16 protein-coding genes and 1 pseudogene are annotated in these 20296 nt (G+C 58.8%); 7 read left to right on the top strand and 10 right to left on the bottom strand.

The window, feature by feature from the left end; translation table 11 throughout:
- Window positions 1-80 precede the first annotated feature (80 nt).
- Window positions 81-194: pseudogene (locus tag ACNQ62_RS12930) on the top strand (ATP-binding protein); the annotation flags it as partial.
- Between the two features lie 670 nt (window positions 195-864).
- On the opposite strand, the gene gyrB reads toward ACNQ62_RS12930, so the two are convergent.
- The 8 genes from gyrB to mutM all read right to left on the bottom strand — a co-directional run bounded on the left by gyrB (window position 865) and on the right by mutM (window position 10381).
- Window positions 865-3279, bottom strand: a complete 2415-nt coding sequence (gyrB, locus tag ACNQ62_RS12925; RefSeq protein WP_005850135.1) for a DNA topoisomerase (ATP-hydrolyzing) subunit B — start codon at window positions 3277-3279, stop codon at window positions 865-867.
- A 78-nt stretch (window positions 3280-3357) separates the two neighbouring features.
- Entirely contained in the window at window positions 3358-3978 is a 621-nt protein-coding gene (locus tag ACNQ62_RS12920; protein ID WP_418095006.1) for a LysE family translocator, read from the bottom strand.
- A complete protein-coding gene (recF, locus tag ACNQ62_RS12915) occupies window positions 3975-5072 on the bottom strand; it encodes a DNA replication/repair protein RecF (protein WP_418095005.1) in 1098 nt (365 codons plus the stop codon). Before recF ends, ACNQ62_RS12920 begins: the two co-directional genes overlap by 4 nt.
- Window positions 5073-5118: 46 nt before the next feature.
- Window positions 5119-6237, bottom strand: coding sequence for a DNA polymerase III subunit beta (gene dnaN / locus ACNQ62_RS12910; protein WP_418095004.1), 1119 nt, complete (start codon window positions 6235-6237; stop codon window positions 5119-5121).
- Window positions 6238-6372: 135 nt separating this feature from the next.
- Window positions 6373-7731 (bottom strand): chromosomal replication initiator protein DnaA, encoded by a 1359-nt coding sequence (gene dnaA, locus ACNQ62_RS12905; RefSeq protein WP_005850129.1) that lies wholly within the window; start codon window positions 7729-7731, stop codon window positions 6373-6375.
- Between the two features lie 525 nt (window positions 7732-8256).
- Window positions 8257-8520 (bottom strand): 30S ribosomal protein S20, encoded by a 264-nt coding sequence (gene rpsT, locus ACNQ62_RS12900; protein WP_418095003.1) that lies wholly within the window; start codon window positions 8518-8520, stop codon window positions 8257-8259.
- A 168-nt stretch (window positions 8521-8688) separates the two neighbouring features.
- A complete protein-coding gene (locus ACNQ62_RS12895; protein WP_005850125.1) occupies window positions 8689-9465 on the bottom strand; it encodes an enoyl-CoA hydratase in 777 nt (258 codons plus the stop codon).
- Between the two features lie 64 nt (window positions 9466-9529).
- Window positions 9530-10381: a bifunctional DNA-formamidopyrimidine glycosylase/DNA-(apurinic or apyrimidinic site) lyase gene (gene mutM / locus ACNQ62_RS12890; protein ID WP_132998343.1), complete on the bottom strand. Its 852-nt coding sequence runs from the start codon at window positions 10379-10381 to the stop codon at window positions 9530-9532.
- 89 nt (window positions 10382-10470) lie between these two features.
- On the opposite strand from mutM, the gene ubiE reads away from it, so the two are divergent.
- From ubiE to tdh, 5 genes are all read left to right on the top strand, one after another.
- Entirely contained in the window at window positions 10471-11223 is a 753-nt protein-coding gene (gene ubiE, locus ACNQ62_RS12885; protein WP_005850121.1) for a bifunctional demethylmenaquinone methyltransferase/2-methoxy-6-polyprenyl-1,4-benzoquinol methylase UbiE, read from the top strand.
- Window positions 11224-11226: 3 nt separating this feature from the next.
- Window positions 11227-12759: a 2-polyprenylphenol 6-hydroxylase gene (gene ubiB / locus ACNQ62_RS12880; protein ID WP_005850119.1), complete on the top strand. Its 1533-nt coding sequence runs from the start codon at window positions 11227-11229 to the stop codon at window positions 12757-12759.
- 45 nt (window positions 12760-12804) lie between these two features.
- On the top strand, window positions 12805-13371 hold the full coding sequence (locus ACNQ62_RS12875; RefSeq protein WP_009825419.1) for a helix-turn-helix domain-containing protein: 567 nt from the start codon (window positions 12805-12807) through the stop codon (window positions 13369-13371).
- Between the two features lie 118 nt (window positions 13372-13489).
- Window positions 13490-14677: a glycine C-acetyltransferase gene (locus tag ACNQ62_RS12870; RefSeq protein WP_418095002.1), complete on the top strand. Its 1188-nt coding sequence runs from the start codon at window positions 13490-13492 to the stop codon at window positions 14675-14677.
- On the top strand, window positions 14674-15717 hold the full coding sequence (gene tdh / locus ACNQ62_RS12865) for an L-threonine 3-dehydrogenase (protein ID WP_005850114.1): 1044 nt from the start codon (window positions 14674-14676) through the stop codon (window positions 15715-15717). Before ACNQ62_RS12870 ends, tdh begins: the two co-directional genes overlap by 4 nt.
- A 153-nt stretch (window positions 15718-15870) precedes the next feature.
- On the opposite strand, the gene serA is transcribed toward tdh, so the two are convergent.
- Together serA and ACNQ62_RS12855 are read right to left on the bottom strand one after the other, a co-directional pair.
- On the bottom strand, window positions 15871-17466 hold the full coding sequence (serA, locus tag ACNQ62_RS12860) for a phosphoglycerate dehydrogenase (RefSeq protein WP_009825417.1): 1596 nt from the start codon (window positions 17464-17466) through the stop codon (window positions 15871-15873).
- 81 nt (window positions 17467-17547) lie between these two features.
- Complete coding sequence (locus ACNQ62_RS12855) at window positions 17548-18687, bottom strand: phosphoserine transaminase (protein WP_064215851.1); 1140 nt, start codon at window positions 18685-18687, stop codon at window positions 17548-17550.
- Between the two features lie 191 nt (window positions 18688-18878).
- On the opposite strand from ACNQ62_RS12855, the gene ACNQ62_RS12850 reads away from it, so the two are divergent.
- The gene (locus ACNQ62_RS12850) at window positions 18879-20141 is read left to right on the top strand and encodes a glycosyltransferase family 4 protein (protein WP_418095001.1); all 1263 of its coding nucleotides are present in this window, start codon (window positions 18879-18881) and stop codon (window positions 20139-20141) included.
- Window positions 20142-20296 lie beyond the last annotated feature (155 nt).

The following is a 20296-nucleotide window of genomic DNA, read 5'->3' as shown; positions in this document are numbered from 1 at the left end:
TGCGGCCCTTTCTTTGAATAAGGAGCCCGAGGCCAATGTCGCACGATATGACGGGCTACGCACCACGGAAGGAACACGTCATGCGTCATGATCCCGCCGGCGCTGCCATCGTCATTATGATGCGCAGCCTGAAGATGCCGGGCATGGCTCAGGCCGTGCAGGACCTGCATGAGCAGGGATCGCCCGCTTTCGATTATCATCCTCACCGCGGGCCGTGGTCAATTTAGGTAATGAATATTCATTATCAACACTGGTGTAGCAATTTTTCATGCTTTTGTGTGTTTAAGGTTTTAGGTAAGCGACCGAAGCACTCAACGTGCGGATGCTGCTGGCCGAGCGTAAGGCTCGACCTTCGCAGGTCACATGGCTATTGGTTCAGTCCCTGCAGGTGGCTTGCAGCTAAGTTCTGCCAAGGGCCATAGTGACCGTCTTGCAAAGCAACGTTTGCCGGCACTGCTGACCTCATCCTGCCAAATTATGCTGCACGATGCCACCGATGGCTGGTTTGAGGAAGCAACAGCCTAGCAATGATCAGTCCAACAACGAGTGGCAGTTTAGGGCCGTAAGCGGCCGCCTGTCCTAAGCGAATGTAGTTGTAAACATAAAACGCGGAGCTGATTGGGGCGGTGCGAAAGGGTCCAGTCCAATGTCATGGGCAATGAGCATGGAGTGATTGAAGGCTAGTTGGAATGTTCACTCGGATTTGAAGGGGGAGGCGGCAAGCCTAGCGCGATCCTATAGGCCTTCCGTATTTGAATGAATCAAATAAGTTATTGAATTAAAATGATATCATATTGCTTGACTGCATCCGCGACGCGCAAACTTATGCGCGCCACGCAATTTTATCCGCTTCCATACAAACGCTTAAAAATCCAGGTTCTCTACGCTCAGCGCGTTTTGCTGGATGAATTCGCGGCGGGGTTCTACGACGTCGCCCATCAGCTTGGTGAACAGGTCGTCTGCTTCGGCCATATCCGCGACCTTAACCTGCAACAGCGTACGGGCGTCGGGGTCGAGCGTGGTTTCCCACAGCTGATCGGGGTTCATTTCGCCCAGACCTTTGTAGCGTTGCAGGGACAGGCCTTTTTCACCTTCGGCAAGGATCGCTTCAAGCAGGTCCATGGGGCCGTGGATCAGCTGGCTACGGTCTTTGCGCACCAGTTTGGCGGGCGTGCCGTAGACGTCTTGCAGATGCTCTGTGAACCCGCCCGAGCGTTTGGCCTCGCCCGACCGCAGCATACGGCCGTCGAGGGTGCGCACCTCTTCCACGCCGCGCAGGATGCGGGCGAGGCGGACGCCGTGGTCTTGGGTGATGCGGCCTTGCCAGCCACGCTCCCATTCCAATGCGATCAGGTTCAGACGCTCTGCGACCTTGTCGGCCACGCCTTGCAGATCAGCATCAACCGCGCCCGGCACAAAGGCACCGGCGATGGCGGCCTGTTCCAGAATATGGCGGGGGTAATGGGTCGGGAAAGCTTCGAGAACACGACGCATCTGGCGGGCCAGATCGACGACGCGGGCCAGATCCTGACCGGTGATTTCCTCGCCATTGCCCTGTTTTAGCATAGCGCCTTCAATGCCTTGCTGGATCAGGTAGTCCTCCATCGCGGCCTGATCCTTGAGGTAGACCTCGGACTTGCCACGCGACACTTTGTACAAGGGCGGCTGCGCGATATAGAGATGGCCGTTCTCGATCAGCTGCGGCATCTGACGGTAGAAGAACGTGAGCAAAAGCGTACGGATGTGCGCGCCGTCAACGTCCGCATCGGTCATGATGACGATCTTGTGGTAGCGCAGTTTATCGATGTTGAATTCATCGCGGCCAATTCCGGTGCCGAGCGCCATAACAAGGTTACCGATTTCCTGACTGCCCAGCATCCGGTCAAACCGGGCGCGTTCGACGTTCAGGATCTTACCTTTCAGGGGCAAGATCGCCTGTGTCTGGCGGTCACGGCCCGTTTGCGCAGAGCCACCGGCGGAGTCACCCTCCACCAGAAAGACTTCGGTTTTGGACGGGTCTTTTTCGGAGCAATCCTTGAGCTTGCCCGCAAGGAAGTTCACGTCCATCGCGGTCTTGCGGCGGGTCAGGTCGCGGGCCTTGCGCGCTGCTTCGCGGGCGTGGGCGGCTTCGATGATCTTGCCGACGACGATCTTTGCGATCTGCGGGTTTTCTTCAAACCATTCGGCCAGCTTTTCGTTCACCAAACCTTCGACGGCGGGGCGCACTTCGGAGCTGACAAGCTTGTCCTTGGTCTGAGAGCTGAACTTGGGGTCCGGCACCTTGACCGACAGCACGCAGGTCAGGCCTTCGCGGGCGTCATCCCCGGTGAAGGATACTTTTTCCTTCTTCGCGATACCCGAGGATTGCGCGTAGTTATTGATTGTCCGCGTCAGCGCCCCGCGGAAGCCCGCGGTGTGGGTGCCGCCGTCACGCTGCGGGATGTTGTTGGTAAAGGGCAGCACATTTTCATGGTAGCTGTCGTTCCACCACATCGCGACTTCGACGCCGATATCGTCTTTCTCGCCCGAAATGAAAATCGGTTCGGGCATGACAGAGGTTTTCGACCGGTCGAGGTATTTCACGAATTCCTTCACGCCGCCTTCATAGAAAAGCTCGGTCCGCAGAGGTTCGGCAGGGCGTTCATCAGTCAGGATGATGCGCACGCCGGAGTTCAGGAACGCCAGTTCGCGCAGACGTTTTTCCAGCGTCTCGAAGCTATAGTCGAGGTTCGAAAATGTCTCGGTCGAGGCCATGAACCGGACTTCGGTGCCGGTACGTTCGGTGGGGCCCACGACCTCTAGGTGTTTGGTGGTGAAACCGCCTTCAAAGCGCGCAACATGTTCCTTGCCTTCGCGCCAGATGCGCAGTTCCAGCCAATCGGACAGCGCGTTCACAACCGAAACGCCCACGCCGTGCAGACCGCCGGATACCTTGTACGAGTTGCTGTCGAACTTACCGCCCGCGTGCAACTGGGTCATGATGACCTCGGCGGCGGAAACGCCTTCTTCCTGGTGGATACCGACGGGAATACCGCGCCCGTTGTCACTGACCGAAACAGAGCTGTCATCGTGAATTGTGACGTTCACCGCATCCGCATGACCGGCCAGCGCCTCGTCAATACCGTTGTCCACGACCTCATAGACCATGTGGTGCAGACCCGACCCGTCATCGGTGTCACCGATATACATGCCCGGACGTTTGCGAACCGCTTCTAAGCCTTTGAGAACCTTAATGGAATCTGCGCCATATTCCTCGGGGAGCTGATCGGTGTCGGACATATTGGGAAACCTTCTTTTGTTACCCAATTTATAGTGTTTTCCGCCACGATTGTCACGCGCCTGACACAAGATTTTGCGTTAGACGAAGGGGATGAGCAAACCTACGCAGATCAGCAGCGCACCGGCCACGATGTTGATGCGTTTCAGGGTCGCCGGGTCGGTCATCAGGCCGCGCAATTTGCCCACTAAAGCGGCGATGGCAAGGTTCCCGAACAGCGGGATCGCGACGGATGCGGCGATGATCGCGCCGACGTCCAATGCGGTGACATGGCGCAGATCAAAGAAGCCGGGCAGCACACCGAGATAGAACAGAACGGCCTTTGGGTTGCCCAGAATGGCCAGCAACCCGGCACCGAAACCGGCCCATGCGCCGGGGCGGGTCAGACGGTTGTCACGGTCGATCTTGGCGTCGGCATGGCGGATCAGCAACACGCCCATGATCAGGAACACGGCACAGGCGATCCAGCGCATGCCCAGCATGAACATATCAAACACCGACAGGATCCAGCTGATGCCAAGCACCGCCACCAGCGGCCAGAGCATATCACCGATCGCCACCCCAAGGGCGAGCGGCCATGCCGCGCCAAACCCGCCCGACAGCGCGCGTGCCATGATGGCAAGCCATACAGGACCCGGGGTCAGAAACAGGATCACGAGCGCGCCGCAGTACAGCAGCAGATCGGGCAGGGCGATGGTCATGGAAGCATCCTTGCAGTTGAAAGGCCGAGGGTCTCTGTCACCTCAAGCCGTTGGGCGCGGGGGCCGAGCGTGTCGAACAGCTCTTCTCCGGTGCCGGTCATCCAGGCTTGGGCACCAAGGGCGCACAGTTCGTCATAGAGCGCGGCGCGGCGGTTGGCGTCCAGATGGGCAGCGACCTCGTCCAGCAACAGCAGAGGCGGTGCGCCGAAATCAGCGGCCAATGCGCGGGCGTTCGCAAGGATCAGCGACACCAGCAGGGCCTTCTGCTCTCCGGTTGAACAATCACGCGCGGGTACGTCCTTGGCGGCATAGACCCCTTCAAGATCGGCGCGATGCGGTCCGATCAGGGTCCGTCCCGCTGACAGATCGCGCATCCGGTTGTCGGCGAGCGCCTGACGCAACCCCTCGGCGGTGGTGGGCATGTCGCAGATCAGATCAAGCGTCGCGGTGGGAAAGGCGGTCTCGGCCTGCGCCTGCGCCTCGGTGATGGCTTGCAAGGCGGCAACACGGTTGGCGTGGATCGCGCTTCCGGCCTCGGCCATTTGCTGTTCCAGCGCGACATACCACGACGGTTCGCGCACCATATCCTTCAGCAGGCGGTTGCGTTCGCGCATGGCCTTTTCATAGGCAAGCGACTGATCTGCATGGTCAGGCAGAAAGCTGAGCGTCATGCGGTCAAGAAAACGGCGGCGACCTTCGGCGCCTTCGATCCACAGACGGTCCATCGACGGGATCAGCCACAGCACCCGCGCAATGCGCCCTAATCCGGTCTGCGCCGTCGCCTTGCCGTCAATCCGAACTTGCCGCGCGGCCCCCGCCTCTGACCAGATCTCGACCTCGTGGATCTGGCCCAGACTGTGCAGATGTGCGGTGATCTTCCAGCCAAGCGCCTCTGGCCGGCGCGTCATATCCGACGCGCTTGACCGGCGCAGGCCGCGGCCGGGGGACAACAAAGACACGGCTTCCAGAATATTGGTCTTTCCCGCGCCATTGGGCCCGAAAATAGACACAGGCCGCGTGTCGCAATCGATCACCGCACGTTTATGCGAGCGAAAATGCGACAGCGTCAGCTGGGAGAGGTAAAGCCCGCTCATACGATTGGTATGAATGCGTTAAGATGTTCGACGTAGCCTGTCAGCGTCACACACGCATCGGCATAACGACATAGACCGCAGACATGTCATTGCCTTCGCGCATCAACGTCGGATCACCGGAGGAGTTGAACAGGAACACGGCGTTTTCACGATCCACCTGGCTTGCGATCTCAAGCAGGTATTTCGCGTTAAACCCGATCTCCAGCCGTTCGTCGGCATAGGCGACGACCAGTTCTTCCTCGGCGGCACCGCTGTCAGGCGCGTTGACGGACAGCACCAGACGATCTTCGTCCAGTTGCAGCTTGACGGCGCGGGACCGTTCGGAGCTTACGGTCGCAACACGGTCCACGGCGCGGGCGAAATCGCTGGCGTCGACTTCCATCTTGCGGGTGTTGCCCTGCGGGATCACGCGGGTGTAGTCGGGGAACGTCCCGTCGATGACCTTGGAGGTCAGCGTGATGTCCGGTGTGGCAAAGCGGATTTTGGTCTCGGACACGGAAACGGCGATTTCCATATCGTCGTCGTCCAGCAGCTTGCGCAGCTCGCCCACGGTTTTGCGGGGCACGATCACGCCGGGCATTTCGGCGGCACCCTCGGGCATGGGCGCGTCGATGCGGGCCAGACGGTGGCCATCGGTGGCAACGCAGCGCAGTACCTTGCTGCCTTCGCTGTCCGAAATATGCATGTAAACGCCGTTCAGATAGTACCGTGTTTCTTCGGTCGAGATGGCGAATTTGGATTTGTCGAACAGACGGCGCAGCATGGGGGCAGGGGCCTTGAAGTTCGACTGGTATTCAGAAGTCGCCATGACGGGGAAATCTTCGCGCGGCAATGTCGCGAGCGAGAAGTTGGAGCGGCCTGCTTCGACCGTCAGACGCCCCGCGGCGCTGTCGGCGGTCAGACTGATCAATGCGCCATCAGGCAGCTTGCGCACGATTTCATGCAATGTGGTCGCGGAAACCGTTGTCGCACCGGCACGTTCGACCTGCGCCGCGGCCTTGTCGACCACTTCGATATCCAGATCGGTCGCGCGGAACGACGCGTCAGAGCCTTCGGCCTCGATCAGCACGTTGGCGAGGATTGGGATGGTATTGCGGCGCTCTACCACGGATTGGGCCTGTGATACGGCCTTAAGCAGCGCGGCGCGTTCAATGCTGAATTTCATATGCCATCTCCATTCCGGCAGTCCGGGAGGGCAAACTACCCGATACCAATGTATTCACAAGAGTTTTGTTGACTTTTCAGCACGAAACGAAGGCCCGTCAAGGCCTTCGCGTGTCTTCTGTGCAAGCTGGTGCTCTTAAGCCTCGAGAGAGCGGCGCAGCAGTTCCAGATCTTCGGCGATCTGACCGTCGTTCTGCTTGAGCTCTTCGATACGTTTCACGCCGTGCATTACGGTCGTGTGGTCGCGCCCGCCAAAACGGCGGCCAATTTCGGGCAACGAACGGCTGGTCATTTTCTTGCACAGATACATGGCGACCTGACGCGGGCGGGCATAGCTGCGCAGACGCTTGGGGCCGACCATGTCGCTGAGGCGGATGTTGTAATGCTCGGACACTTTGCGCTGGATCTCTTCGACGCTGACTTTGCGTTCAGAGGCGCGCAGCACGTCGGCCAGACAATCCTGCGTCAGGTCCATGTTGATCTCGCGGCCGACAAGCGACGCAAAGGCGAACAGACGGGTCAACGCGCCTTCCAGCACGCGGACGTTGGTGGTGATGCGATGCGCCAGAAACTCGAGCACGCCAGCTTCGACCTCAAGACCGGGGTAGTTCTTGCGCTGCGCTTCCACCTTGTTTTGCAGAATGCCAAGACGCAGTTCGTAGTCGGTCGGATGCAGGTCAACGACCAGACCGCATTGCAGACGCGATTTTACGCGATCCTCAAGATCCTTGATCTCGCCCGGGGCGCGGTCTGCGGAAATGATGATCTGTTTGTTCTGATCCACGAGGGCGTTGAACGTGTGAAAGAATTCTTCTTGCGTGCTGTCCTTGCCCGCGATGAACTGAACATCGTCCACCATCAGCACGTCGACCGAGCGGAAGATTTCCTTGAAGTCCATCATCTTGCGATCACGCAGCGCTTGCACGAAGCGATACATGAATTGTTCAGCCGACAGATACAGCACGTTCAGTTCGGGTTTGCGGACCTGAAGCTCTTGCGCGATGGCGTGCATCAAGTGGGTTTTGCCCAAGCCGACACCACCATAAAGAAACAACGGGTTGAAGGTGACGGGGCCACCTTCGGCAACGCGACGTGCGGCGGCGTGGGCCAGTTCGTTGGGTTTGCCGACAACAAAGTTGTCAAAGCTAAAGCGAGCGTCAAGCGGGGCGGCGTTGATCTGGCTGTTCGCAGGCTGGGCTGCGGCGGCGGGCTTGGGGCGGGCTGGGGCAGGATCAATGGCGGCGGGTTTGTCCTGTGGGGCGACCGCGAATTTCAGACGGCTGATGCTGATGTCTTCGGACTGCATTTCGTGCAGCAGCAGATCGGCGAAGTTCTGGCTGACATAGTTGCCAAAGAAATTGGTCGGTACGAACAACGTGCAAATGCCGTCTTCGATGGGGCCAACAGTCAGCGGGTCAATCCAGGTAGTAAAGTTGTTCTGTCCAACCGTCTTTAAAAGCCGGTCCCGAATTGTCGTCCATTCTGCCTGCATCATGCGCCCTGCCGTCCCATTCTTTGATCGCTTCAGCACATACTGAAACGCTATTTTACCCAGTCAAAAGACAACAGACCGTTTACCCGGTCCCACACAGAGAACCGGCCCGCCGTCCTTCGGACATTTTTACATAAGGCATGCCTGACGCGTGCGTTGGCGAAGCAAATCGCCAAACGTCGCTGCCGAACACACCGTTCGTCGTTTTTAAAAAGACAGGGCAAATGTGCTGGCAGCAGCATCTGCAGACGTCAGGTGGCCCCTAGCAAGACCATCCAAATTTCCCCGGCGGATGTTCGATATTCTAGCAAATATCTCGAACCGTTCGGGCCTGTCCCCCCAAGCGAAGTGAATCGCGTTTGATAGTGTTAGCAATCTCGGTTGGACTGATACAACACATCTTCAAACTTGACTCAGAGATTGGTGCAAAAGAATCTCATTCCCGTGATGCGAGTGCTACAGAAACAAAAAAAGCACCGCCGAAGCGGTGCTTTTAAGTTGCAAAAGATGACGTTAGGTCAACTGGGCTTAGCCCAGTGCTTTGACCCGCGACGCCAGACGCGACATTTTGCGCGAGGCTGTGTTCTTGTGGAAAACGCCTTTTGCCACACCGCGCATCAGCTCGGGCTGAGCGGCGCGCAGAGCGGCAGTTGCTGCTTCTTTGTCGCCGGATGCGATGGCTTCTTCGACTTTGCGCAGGAAGGTACGGATGCGCGAACGACGTGCTTTGTTGATTTGGAAACGTGCTTCGTTCTGGCGGGCGCGTTTTTTAGCCTGAGGTGTGTTTGCCATGAGGATCAGCCTTCATCTTGGGTATGTTCAAATTGCAAATACGCGACACAAACCCAACGACCGGAACCGATATCCGATAAGGTGATTCTAGCCAGAGCGGGCTGCACGCGCATGTATTAGGGCTGCCTATAGTCCAACCCGACACGCAATGCAAACCCGCAAAGCCATTTACTTGTCCCGGAACTGCGCTTCGCGCTTTTCAAGGAAGGCAGACATGCCTTCTTTCTGGTCTTCTGTCGCGAACAGCGAATGGAAAATACGACGCTCAAACAGCAGGCCCTCGCGCAGGGGTACTTCGAACGACCGGTTCACGGCTTCCTTTACCACCATGGTCGAGATCATCGATTTCTCGGCGATCTTGGCGGCGGCGGCCATGGCTTCTTCCATCAGTTTCTTGACGGGGACGACGCGCGATACAAGGCCCGCACGCTCTGCCTCGGCGGCATCCATGAAGCGGCCGGTCAGGTTCATGTCCATCGCTTTGGATTTGCCGATGGCGCGGGTCAGGCGCTGCGTGCCGCCAATACCTGCGACAACACCAAGGTTGATTTCAGGCTGCCCGAATTTGGCGCTTTCGGAACAGATGATAAAGTCACACATCATCGCCAGTTCGCAGCCGCCGCCAAGGGCATAGCCCGACACAGCAGCAATGATGGGTTTGCGCACGCGCATGATCTGGTCTGTCTCGGGGGTGAAGAGGTCACCGGCAAAGACATCGACGAAGCTTTTGTCGCGCATCATGGCGATATCGGCACCGGCGGCAAAAGCCTTTTCCGAGCCGGTGATCACGATGCAGCGGACTTTTTCGTTTTCCTGAGCCGATTTCAACGCATCGGCCAGCTCGGTCATCAGCTGGTCATTCAGTGCGTTCATCGCATCGGGACGGTTCAGCGTGACAAGCGCGATGTGGTTGTCGACGTCGACCGTGATCGTTTCATAAGCCATCAAGAATGCTCTCGTTTGTTACGCTTTGAAAGATGTGCATACCACGGGGGTGGGGTGTTTCAAGTTATCTTTGGCATTGCGGGCAGTAGAAGGAAGACCGCCCCGACTGGACGATTCGTGCAATCTGATGGGTGCAGCCTTCACTGCGGCAGGGTTCTGCCTCGCGGCCGTACACGTCAAAGCTGTGCTGGAAATAGCCCAATTCACCGTCCGCGCGTTTGAAATCGCGTAAGGTGGACCCGCCTGCGGTGATCGCTTCGTTCAGCACATCGCGGATGATCGGGACCAAGCCGCCCACCCGTTTCGCCGCGATCCGCCCCGCCTTGCGCGCGGGGTGGATGCCCGCACGGTAAAGGGTTTCGCAGACATAGATATTTCCCAGCCCCGCCACGATCCGCTGGTCCAGCAGCGCGGTCTTGATCGGGGTATTCTTTCCCTTGAGCGCGGCAATCAGATGGTCTTCGTTAAAGTCATTGCCCAACGGCTCCGGCCCGATCGACGACAGCAACTTGTGGCTGTCAGCGCTGGCAGTGTCCAACAAGTCCATCGCGCCAAAGCGGCGCGGGTCGTTAAAGGTCACCCGCGCACCGTTGCCCATATGAAACACCACATGGTCGTGTTTTTCGGGGGCGGGGTGGTCATGCACGAACTGCCCCAATGGATCGCCCGAGATCAGCATCCGCCCCGACATCCCCAGATGCACCAGCAGCGATTCCCCCGACGACAGATCGGCGAGGATATATTTTGACCGCCGTCGCAGCTGGGTCACCCGTTGTCCTGTCAGCCGTGCCGCCATATCTGGGGGGAAAGGCCAGCGCAGATCGGGGCGATTTACCTCGGCGCGGGCGATCACCTCACCCTCCATCACGGGGGATAGACCGCGACGTACTGTTTCGACCTCTGGCAACTCAGGCATGGTTGTTTCCCCTGTGACAAAAGGGGCGCATTGTACCTGCCCCCTCGCGCCCTATAACAAAGGTGCAGATCAAAGGACTACAAGACCCCATGACAAACGACAGCGACAAAACCACTCATTTCGGATTTGAAACCGTAGCCGAAAGCGACAAGGCCGGGCGCGTGCAGGGTGTCTTCAACTCTGTGGCCAGCAAATACGACATCATGAACGATGTGATGAGCGTCGGCATCCACCGCGTCTGGAAAGAGGCGATGATGGATTGGCTGGCACCGCGCGCCGGTCAAAAGCTGCTGGATGTCGCCGGGGGGACCGGCGATGTGTCGTTCAAGTTTCTGGGCCGTGCCGGATCGGGCCACGCCACCGTGCTGGATCTGACCGAACCGATGCTGGTCGAAGGGCGCAAACGGGCAGAGGCCGCAGCGATGGCCGATAGCCTTGATTGGGTCGTCGGCGACGCCATGGCGCTGCCGTTCGAGGATAATACCTTTGACGTCTATACCATCAGCTTTGGCATCCGGAACGTCACCCGCCCCCAAGAAGCGCTGAACGAAGCCTACCGCGTGCTGCGTCCCGGCGGGCGTCTCATGGTGCTTGAATTCAGCCAGCTGCCCAACCCGATGATGCAGAAAGCCTATGATCTTTATAGCTTTAACGTCATCCCCCGCATGGGGCAGATGATCGCGAACGACCGCGACAGCTATCAGTACCTCGTGGAATCGATCCGAAACTTCCCTGATCAGGAAACCTTCCTCGGCATGCTGCGCACCGCGGGCTTCGGGCAGGCGAAATACCGGAACCTGTCGCTGGGGATCGCGGCGCTTCATTCTGGTTGGAAGATTTAACCCATGCGCGGACCTCATAATATCTGGCGGTTGATCCGCACCGGTGCAACTTTGGAGCGGACCGGCGCGATGAATGTCGTGCTGGACGCCTTTGATGCAACGCCCGCGTTGCGCTTTGTCGCCAAGGCGCTTGGCAAACCGTTCAAGTTTCTGGGCTATGCCGGTGATCCGTCCATGCCGCCCGCGACCCGTGCACTCACCGCGCTTGGCCCTGCCTATATCAAGTTCGGTCAGGTGCTCTCTACCCGCCCCGATGTTGTGGGCGACGAGCTGGCCGTGCAACTGCGCGTGCTGCAAGACAAGCTGCCGCCGTTTTCCATCGAACAGGCCAAGGCAGAAGTCGAAAAAGAGCTCGGCCTGCCGGTCGATGCGATATTCTCTGATTTTAGCGCGCCCGTCGCCGCTGCCTCTATCGCGCAGGTGCACCGCGCCACCATCGCCGAAACGCAGGAAGACGTCGCTGTGAAAGTGCTGCGTCCGGGGATCGAGAAAGCCTTTCGCAAGGATGTCGATGCCTTCTATCTTGCCGCGCGAATGGTCGAACTTTTCTCGCCCGGATCGCGCCGCCTGCGCCCGATGGAGGTGATCGAACATTTCGATGGTGTGGTGCGGGGCGAGCTGGATCTGCGGCTCGAATCCTCCGCTGCGTCGGAATTTGCGGCGAACACCAAGGGCGATGCCGGCTTCCAACTGCCTGCGATCAAATGGGAATATTCTGCCCGCCGCGTCATGACCCTGGGCTGGGCAGATGGCGTCCCGATGGGCGACAACGCCGCGATTGATGCTGCGGGCCATGACCGTGTGGCGCTTGGCGACCGCGTGTTGCAACTGTTCCTGAATCACGCGCTGCGCGACGGGTATTTCCACGCGGATATGCATCAGGGCAACCTCAAGGTCGCGCCGAACGGCGATATTATCGCCTATGATTTCGGCATTATGGGCCACATCGATGAATACACCCGCCGCGTATATGCCGAGATCCTGTTCGGCTTTATCCGCAAGGATTACAAACGGGTGGCAGAGGTGCATTTCGAGGCGGGCTACGTGCCTGCCGACAAGGATGTTGACGAATTCGCCCGCGCCCTGCGCGCCGTGGGGGAGCCTATCTTTGGCATGGACGCGACCCGCATTTCGATGGCGCGGCTGCTGACCTACCTGTTCGAGGTCACGGAACGTTTCGGCATGGAAACACGGACAGAGCTGATCTTGCTACAGCGCACCATGGTCGTCGTCGAAGGCGTCGCCCGTTCGCTTAACCCGCATATCAACATCTGGGAAGTGTCGAACCCGATCGTGACGGACTACATCTCTAAGTCCATCGGCCCCCGTGCCGTGATCAAGGATCTGAGCAAGACCGCGATGGTTCTCGCCCGTTTTGGCCCGCGTTTGCCTGCGCTTGTCGAAAACGCGTTGATCCGGCAGCAAGACGAAACGCCGCCACAACGTCCTGCATTCCGCCGGTGGATCATTCTTTCCGCGATTGTCGGGGCAGGGACGGCGACGGGGATTATCGCGATTTTGCAGGCGCTCAGCTAGCGCCTGCCATTGACAGCGGGGCACCCTGCGGCCCATCTATCCGGCATGACGGATAATCCAGACGCTATACTGACGCAACTTCCCGCCCGCCTGAAGGCCGCGCGCACCGCTCAGGGCCTGAGCCTTGATGCGGTGGCCAAACTTTCGGGCGTGTCGCGGTCCATGGTCAGCCAGATCGAACGCGGTGAAAGCAGCCCCACCATCGCCACCCTGTGGAACCTGACCCGTGCGCTACAGGTGGATTTCGCGGGCCTTCTGGACAGCGCGCCAACGCCCGCGCAGATCGAGGTTTTGCGCGCGGCCGAGGTGCCGACGATCAACAATCTCGGCTCCGGCTGCCGCATCCGCATCCTGTCGCCCCCCGAAGAGGCAGGCAAACACGAGGTTTACGAACTGTTGATCGACGCAGGCGGCATGCTGGACAGCCAGCCCCATACCCGCGGCGCGCGCGAGCATCTGACCGTGTCGCAAGGCACGGTAGAGCTGCGGAGCGGCGATGCCGTCGGCACTGTCCACGCTGGCGACACGGCACGTTATCCCGCAGATGTCCCGCACCGGATCGCTGCGACAGATGGCCCTGTGCGGGCTTTTCTGGTCGTACAGGACGCCTGACCGCTCTGGGCTATGAGGTGATATCCACGATATAGGAAAAAATCCGCTATAAGGGATTTCCTCTATTTCGGAATCTCTTCCAGTATGATAGAACTTGCCTGAGAAAAGGAGTTCTATCATGACCCAAGCCTACCTAGATCACGTCAACGCCACCCTGTCCGGCATCGCCGCGGACGGTATGATGAAGCAAGAGCGCATGATCACCTCGCCCCAATCCGGTGAGATCACGGTGGGCGGGCGTCAGGTGATTAATCTTTGCGCAAACAACTACCTGGGGTTGGCAGACCACCCCGATCTCATCGCCGCTGCCCGTGACGCGATGGACCCCAAGGGGTTCGGCATGGCCTCTGTCCGTTTTATCTGTGGCACACAGGACATCCACCGCGAGCTGGAACAAAAGCTGGCGGCCTTCCTCGGGAAGGATGATTCCATCCTCTTCGCGGCTTGCTTCGACGCCAACGGCGGGCTGTTCGAGCCCCTGTTCGGGCCAGAGGACGCCATCGTCTCGGACAGTCTGAACCACGCCTCGATCATCGACGGCATCCGCCTGTGCAAAGCCAAACGCTACCGCTATGCCAACTCGGACATGGACGACCTTGAAGGGCAGCTCAAGCTCGCCCGCGAGGAAGGCGCGCGGTTTATCATGATCGCAACCGACGGTGTGTTCAGCATGGACGGCTATCTGGCGAGACTGCCAGAGATCACCAAACTGGCCGAGAAATACGAAGCGCTGGTGATGGTCGACGACTGCCACGCGACAGGCTTTATGGGTCCGAAGGGGGAGGGCACGCCAGCGCACTTCGGGGTCGATGTGGATATCCTGACAGGCACCTTGGGCAAGGCGCTTGGCGGGGCCATCGGCGGCTATATCGCAGGGCCGCAGCCCGTGATCGACCTGCTGCGCCAACGCGCGCGGCCCTATCTCTTCTCGAATTCACTGCCGCCGTCGATTGTCATGGCCGGGATCAAGGCGCTTGAACTGGTCGAACAAGGGGATGATCGTCGCACGCAACTGTTCGAGAATGCGAAATACTGGCGCGAGGGGCTGACCGATCTCGGCTTTGACCTGCTGCCCGGCGAACATCCGATCATCCCCGTAATGCTGGGCGAGGCGCAGTTGGCGCAGGATATGGCAGCGCGCCTGTTCGAAGAAGGCGTCTATGTCAGCGGCTTCTTCTTTCCCGTTGTGCCTCGCGGTCAGGCCCGCATCCGAACCCAGATGAATGCCGCGCTGACCCGCGATGAGCTCGACCGTGCGCTCGAAGCCTTCAAGGTGGCGGGCAAAGCCTGTGGGGTTCTGTCATGAGCAACGAAATGAAGGCGCTATGTAAGTCCGAGCCCCGCGAGGGGCTGTGGATGACCCGCGCGCCAGTGCCGGAAATCGGGCCGGATGACGTGCTGATCAAGATCAACAAAACCGGCATTTGTGGCACGGATATCCACATCTGGAACTGGGATGAATGGGCGCAGAATACCGTGCCTGTCCCGCTGATCACCGGCCATGAATTTGCTGGTGAGATTGTGGAACTGGGCCGCAATGTCACGGATCTGACCATCGGGCAGCGCTGCTCGGGCGAGGGGCATCTGATCGGAAAAACCTCGCGCCAGTCGCGGTCCGGCAAGTTCCACCTTGATCCCGCCACGCGTGGTATCGGCGTGAATGAACAAGGTGCCTTCGCGCAATATCTGCGGCTGCCCGCGTTCAACGTCGTCCCGCTGCCCGACACGATCTCGGACGATATCGGAGCGATCCTCGACCCGCTTGGTAATGCGGTACACACCGCGCTGAGCTTTGATCTGGTGGGGGAAGATGTGCTGATCACCGGTGCAGGCCCCATCGGTATCATGGCCGCAGCGGTCGCCCGCCACGTCGGCGCTCGTCATGTGGTGATCACGGATGTGAACCCCGCCCGGCTAGAGCTCGCCGCCAAGGTCGCCGATGTCGTCCCCGTCGACGTGCGTCACGAAGACCTTGCCGATGTCATCGCGCGGCTGAAGATGAAACAGGGCTTCGACGTCGGGATGGAGATGTCGGGCAATCAGGTCGCGCTGGATCAGATGGTAGAGGCAATGACCATGGGCGGGCGGATCGCGATGCTAGGCATCCCGCCGGGCAAATCGCCCGTCGATTGGTCGCGCATCGTGTTCAAGGCGATCACCGTCAAAGGGGTCTATGGCCGCGAGATCTTCGAGACGTGGTACAAGATGATCGCCATGCTGGAAAACGGCTTGGACGTGAGTGAGATCATCACCCATCGATTTGACGTCGACGACTTCCAGACGGGGTTTGCGACGATGAAATCGGGGGCCTCTGGCAAAGTGGTGCTGGACTGGACCGGCGCGTGATGCGTCGGGGGCAGCGGTAGGGGTGAGCCTGTAGGGGCGCTGCCCCCGCAGCCTTTGGCTGCTCCCCCGGGATTTAGGCCAATTGGAAGCAGGCAAAACAAAAGCGCCCCCGGTGATGGGGGCGCTTTGCATTTCTTTGTTGCGCTGTGGGTCTTAGGCGACTTCGAATTCGAGCTCTTTGACCTGTTTGAACAGACCTGTATCACGCAGGTCTTTTAGCGCTTTCTCGGGCAGTGGGCCGTCAATATAGAGCAAGGCAATCGCCTCCCCTTTGGCGGTGGACCGGCCGAGGGTGAAGTTCGCGATGTTCACGTCGTTCGCACCCAGGGTCTGACCCAGCGTCCCGATGATGCCGGGCACGTCGTTATTGGTGGTGTAAAGCATATGCGCACCAACTTCGGCTTCGATATTGATGCCTTTGATCTGGATGAAGCGTGGTTTGCCATCCGAGAACACGGTGCCCGCGATCGACCGTTCACGTTTCTCGGTGACAACGGTCACTTTCACATAGCCGTCGAAGACACCGGATTTGTCCTGATTGGTGGTGCTGATCTGGATGCCTTTTTCGCGCGCAACAACGGGGGCGCTGACCATGTTCACATCGGGGTTGGCACGTTTCATGATGCCCGCCACGACCGCGCAGTTCAGCGCGTTCAGGTTCATCTCGGACACCTGACCGTCGTAAAGGATGTTGATCGCCTTCACGGCTTCATCCGTCATCTGGCCAATGAAGGCCCCAAGGTGACCCGCCAAAGTGATCCACGGGCCCATGACCTTTGCCTCTTCGGCGGTGACGGACGGCATGTTCAGGGCGTTTGTGACGGCACCGGTCAGCAGGTAGTCGGACATCTGTTCAGCGACCTGAAGTGCCACGTTTTCCTGTGCTTCAGTCGTGGCGGCCCCAAGGTGGGGGGTGCAGACGACGTTGGGGAGGCCGAACAGCGGGTTTTCGGTCGCGGGCTCTTCCTTGAACACGTCGAAGGCTGCGCCAGCGACATGGCCGGATTTCAGCGCTTCGGCCAATGCTTCTTCGTCGACCAGACCGCCGCGGGCACAGTTGATGATCCGCACACCTTTTTTGGTTTTCGCCAAGGCTTCCTTGGACAGGATATTTGCGGTTTGATCCGTGTAAGGCACGTGCAACGTGATGAAGTCTGCGCGCGCCAACAGATCGTCCAGCTCGACTTTCTCGACACCCATCTTCTTGGCTTTTTCCTCGCTCAGGAAGGGGTCATAGGCCGCGACTTTCATCTTCAGCCCGCGGGCGCGATCGCAGACGATGCCGCCAATGTTACCGGCACCGATTACGCCAAGGGTCTTGCCCGTAAGCTCGACCCCCATGAATTTGGACTTTTCCCATTTGCCGGCATGGGTGGAGGCCGATGCCTCGGGGATTTGGCGGGCAACAGCGAACATCATCGCAATCGCGTGTTCTGCCGTGGTGATCATGTTGCCGAAGGGGGTGTTCATGACGATGACACCCTTTTTCGAGGCCGCATCCTTGTCGATGTTATCGGTGCCGATACCGGCGCGGGCGATCACCTTGAGGTTGGTCGCATTGGCGAGGATCTTTTCGGTCACTTTCGTCGCGGACCGGATGGCGAGCCCGTCGTAATCGCCGATCACAGCGGCAAGCTTGTCCTTGTCTTTGCCAAGATCGGGTTGGAAGTCGACGTCAATGCCGCGGTCTTTGAAGATTTGAACGGCGGCGTCCGAGAGTTTGTCGGAAATAAGCACTTTGGGGGCCATGATTGGCGCTCCTTTTTTGAATAGAAGGGGGGCGTGGGTTAGCCACCCGCCTGGCGTGATCGCCAAGCGGGGAACCCGAAATTAAGCGTTGATCTCGGCTTCGAAAGCCCATTCCAACCAAGGCAGCATGGCCTGGATGTCAGAGGTTTCGACGGTGCCGCCGCACCAGATCCGCAGACCGGCAGGGGCATCGCGGTAGGCGCCGATGTCCAATGCGACATCCTCGTCCGCGAGACGTTTCGCGACAGCTTTTGCGAAGGCTGCGCCGTCTGCGATACGGTCGTCATTGAATTTCAGGCAGACCGATGTGTTCGACCGTGTCGCCGGATCAACCGCAAGGAATTCGATCCAGTCATGCGTGTCCACAAAATCCGTGATCGCTGCCGTATTCGCATCGGCGCGCGCGATCAGACCTTGCAGGCCGCCGACGGATTTTGCCCAATCAAGCGCCAGCAGGTAATCTTCAACGCAAAGCATCGAAGGGGTGTTGATCGTCTCGCCCTTGAAAATCCCGTCGATCAGCTTGCCACCTTTGGTCAGGCGGAAGATCTTGGGCAGGGGCCAAGCAGGCGTATAGTTTTCAAGCCGCTCGACGGCACGAGGGCTGAGGATCAGCATGCCGTGTGCTGCTTCGCCGCCCAGAACTTTCTGCCAGCTGAATGTCGTCACATCCAGTTTGTCCCACGGCAGATCCATAGCGAAGGCAGCCGATGTCGCATCGCATAGGGTCAGCCCCTTGCGGTCGGCAGGGATAACATCGCCCGTTGGGACGCGCACGCCAGAGGTTGTCCCGTTCCAAGTGAAGCACACGTCGTTGTCGTAGTTCAACGCCGACATGTCGACAATTTGACCATAATCCGCGGTATGTACCGTGTGCTCGATCTTGAGCTGTTTCACGGCGTCGGTCACCCAGCCTGCGCCGAAGGATTCCCATGCGACCATTTCCGCAGGGCGTTCGCCCAGCAACGACCACATCGCCATTTCATAAGCGCCAGTGTCAGACGCCGGAACGATGCCGATCTTATAGTCAGCAGGCACGCCCAGAATTTCGCGGGTGGTTTCAATTGCTTCAAGCAATTTCGCTTTGCCCGGTGCCGCGCGGTGGCTACGCCCCAAAGGCGCGCTCGCAAGCTTGGTCAGGTCATAAACGGGGGGTTTGGCACACGGGCCAGAGGAAAAACGCGGATTCGTGGGCCGCGAGGTCGGTGTCGTAATAGCCATGTAGCTACCCTTTCAGATAAGCGCCCTTCGTTGGGGAAGGGTGTCCCACGTGCTGGAATACGCGGGGCGAAAGGGCGCGGCAAGCCCCCAAATCAAGCAAGATTGATGCAAATACCGGGTAATTGGCTGAACCGAGCGGTGATGTTTCCTATTGGAGACAACTTAGGCGACGGCGCTTCGGAATTAACTTCATGTTCACCCGTGGCTGGCAGAACGGACGCCAATCTGATTCTGATGTTGAAGGACCTATGCCCGAACCGCCCGTGCGTCATATCTTGATCGTGGTTGAAAACCTACCCGTGCCGCTCGATCGCCGGGTCTGGCTGGAAGCGACGACGTTGGTCCGCGCAGGCTACCAAGTCTCTATCATTTCGCCCACGGGTCAGGGATGGGTTGCGCCATTTGAACGGCGCGAAGGCGTGGATATCTACCGGTACCCCGCTGCTCCTGAAACGGGGGGCGGCGCGGTTTCATATGCAAGGGAATATGCTAGCGCAATCTGGCATTGGTTTCGGCTTGCGCGGCGTATTTGGCGGCAAAATCCTTTTCAGGCGATCCACGGGTGCAATCCACCTGATCTGATCTGCCTTCTTGCCATGTGGTACCGACGCAAGGGCGTTTCTTATGTGTATGACCAGCACGATGTCTGCCCAGAACTTTTTGTGGCCAAGTTTAACAAACAAGGCGTAGGTTACCACGTCATGCGAAAGTGTGAATTGCTCAGCTACCGTGCTGCATCGGTGGTGATATCCCCGAATGAAAGCTTTCGCGAAATCGCGATGACACGGGGCGGCAAATGCCACGACGACATATTCGTTGTGCGCTCCGCTCCGAACCTGACGGATTTTACGCTCGGGCCAGGGTCGCAGAGATACCGGCGCGAGGGAGAGACGCTGCTTGGGTATGTCGGCGTGATCGGACAGCAGGAGGGAATGGATCTGTTGCTTTCCGCGGCGCATCACCTTGTGACCTCGGGCACGCGCGATATCCACTTTTTGACTATCGGCTTTGGTCCCTCATTGCCTGACATGAAACGTCAGGTCGATGACCTTGGGCTGACGGGTTACTTTACGTTCACCGGCGCACTTTATGGCCGCGCTTTGGTGGACGCCTTGAACACGATAGATGTTGGTCTTGCGCCAGATCCCTGCAATGCGATGAACGACATATCATCAATGAACAAGGTGGTTGAATACATGGCGCTGGGCAAACCGGTCGTTCAGTTCGACCTGACCGAAGGTCGGCGCACCGCCGAAACGGCCTCCCTCTACGCGGCTTCAAATGATCCGATTCGATTTGCCGATTGCATTAAACAGCTCATCGACGACCCGTCATTAAGAGCGGCGATGGGGAAGGCCGGGCGCGAGAGGGTCGTGAATGCGCTGGCATGGTCTTCGTCTGAACCGCATCTCTTGGCGGCATATACGCGGCTTTGTGACAAGCGCCTGCGCTGAGTGGCCGGCGCAAACCATAGTTTACCGTAAATTACATCATGCAGTGGAACGGGTTTATCGCCGTCTTCGCGTTTGGAACACGTCATGATGAACGGCTTTTCTACACAGTCATTCAAATTGGATGTTTTTCCTTAACCCCGTAGTAAGCCTGTCCC

The sequence above is a fragment of the Sulfitobacter sp. SBS6 genome (genome assembly GCF_048285585.1).
Lineage (GTDB): Bacteria > Pseudomonadota > Alphaproteobacteria > Rhodobacterales > Rhodobacteraceae > Sulfitobacter > Sulfitobacter pontiacus.
Note: the sequence above shows the minus strand (reverse complement) of the source record. Positions and strands in the feature narration are given on the sequence as shown.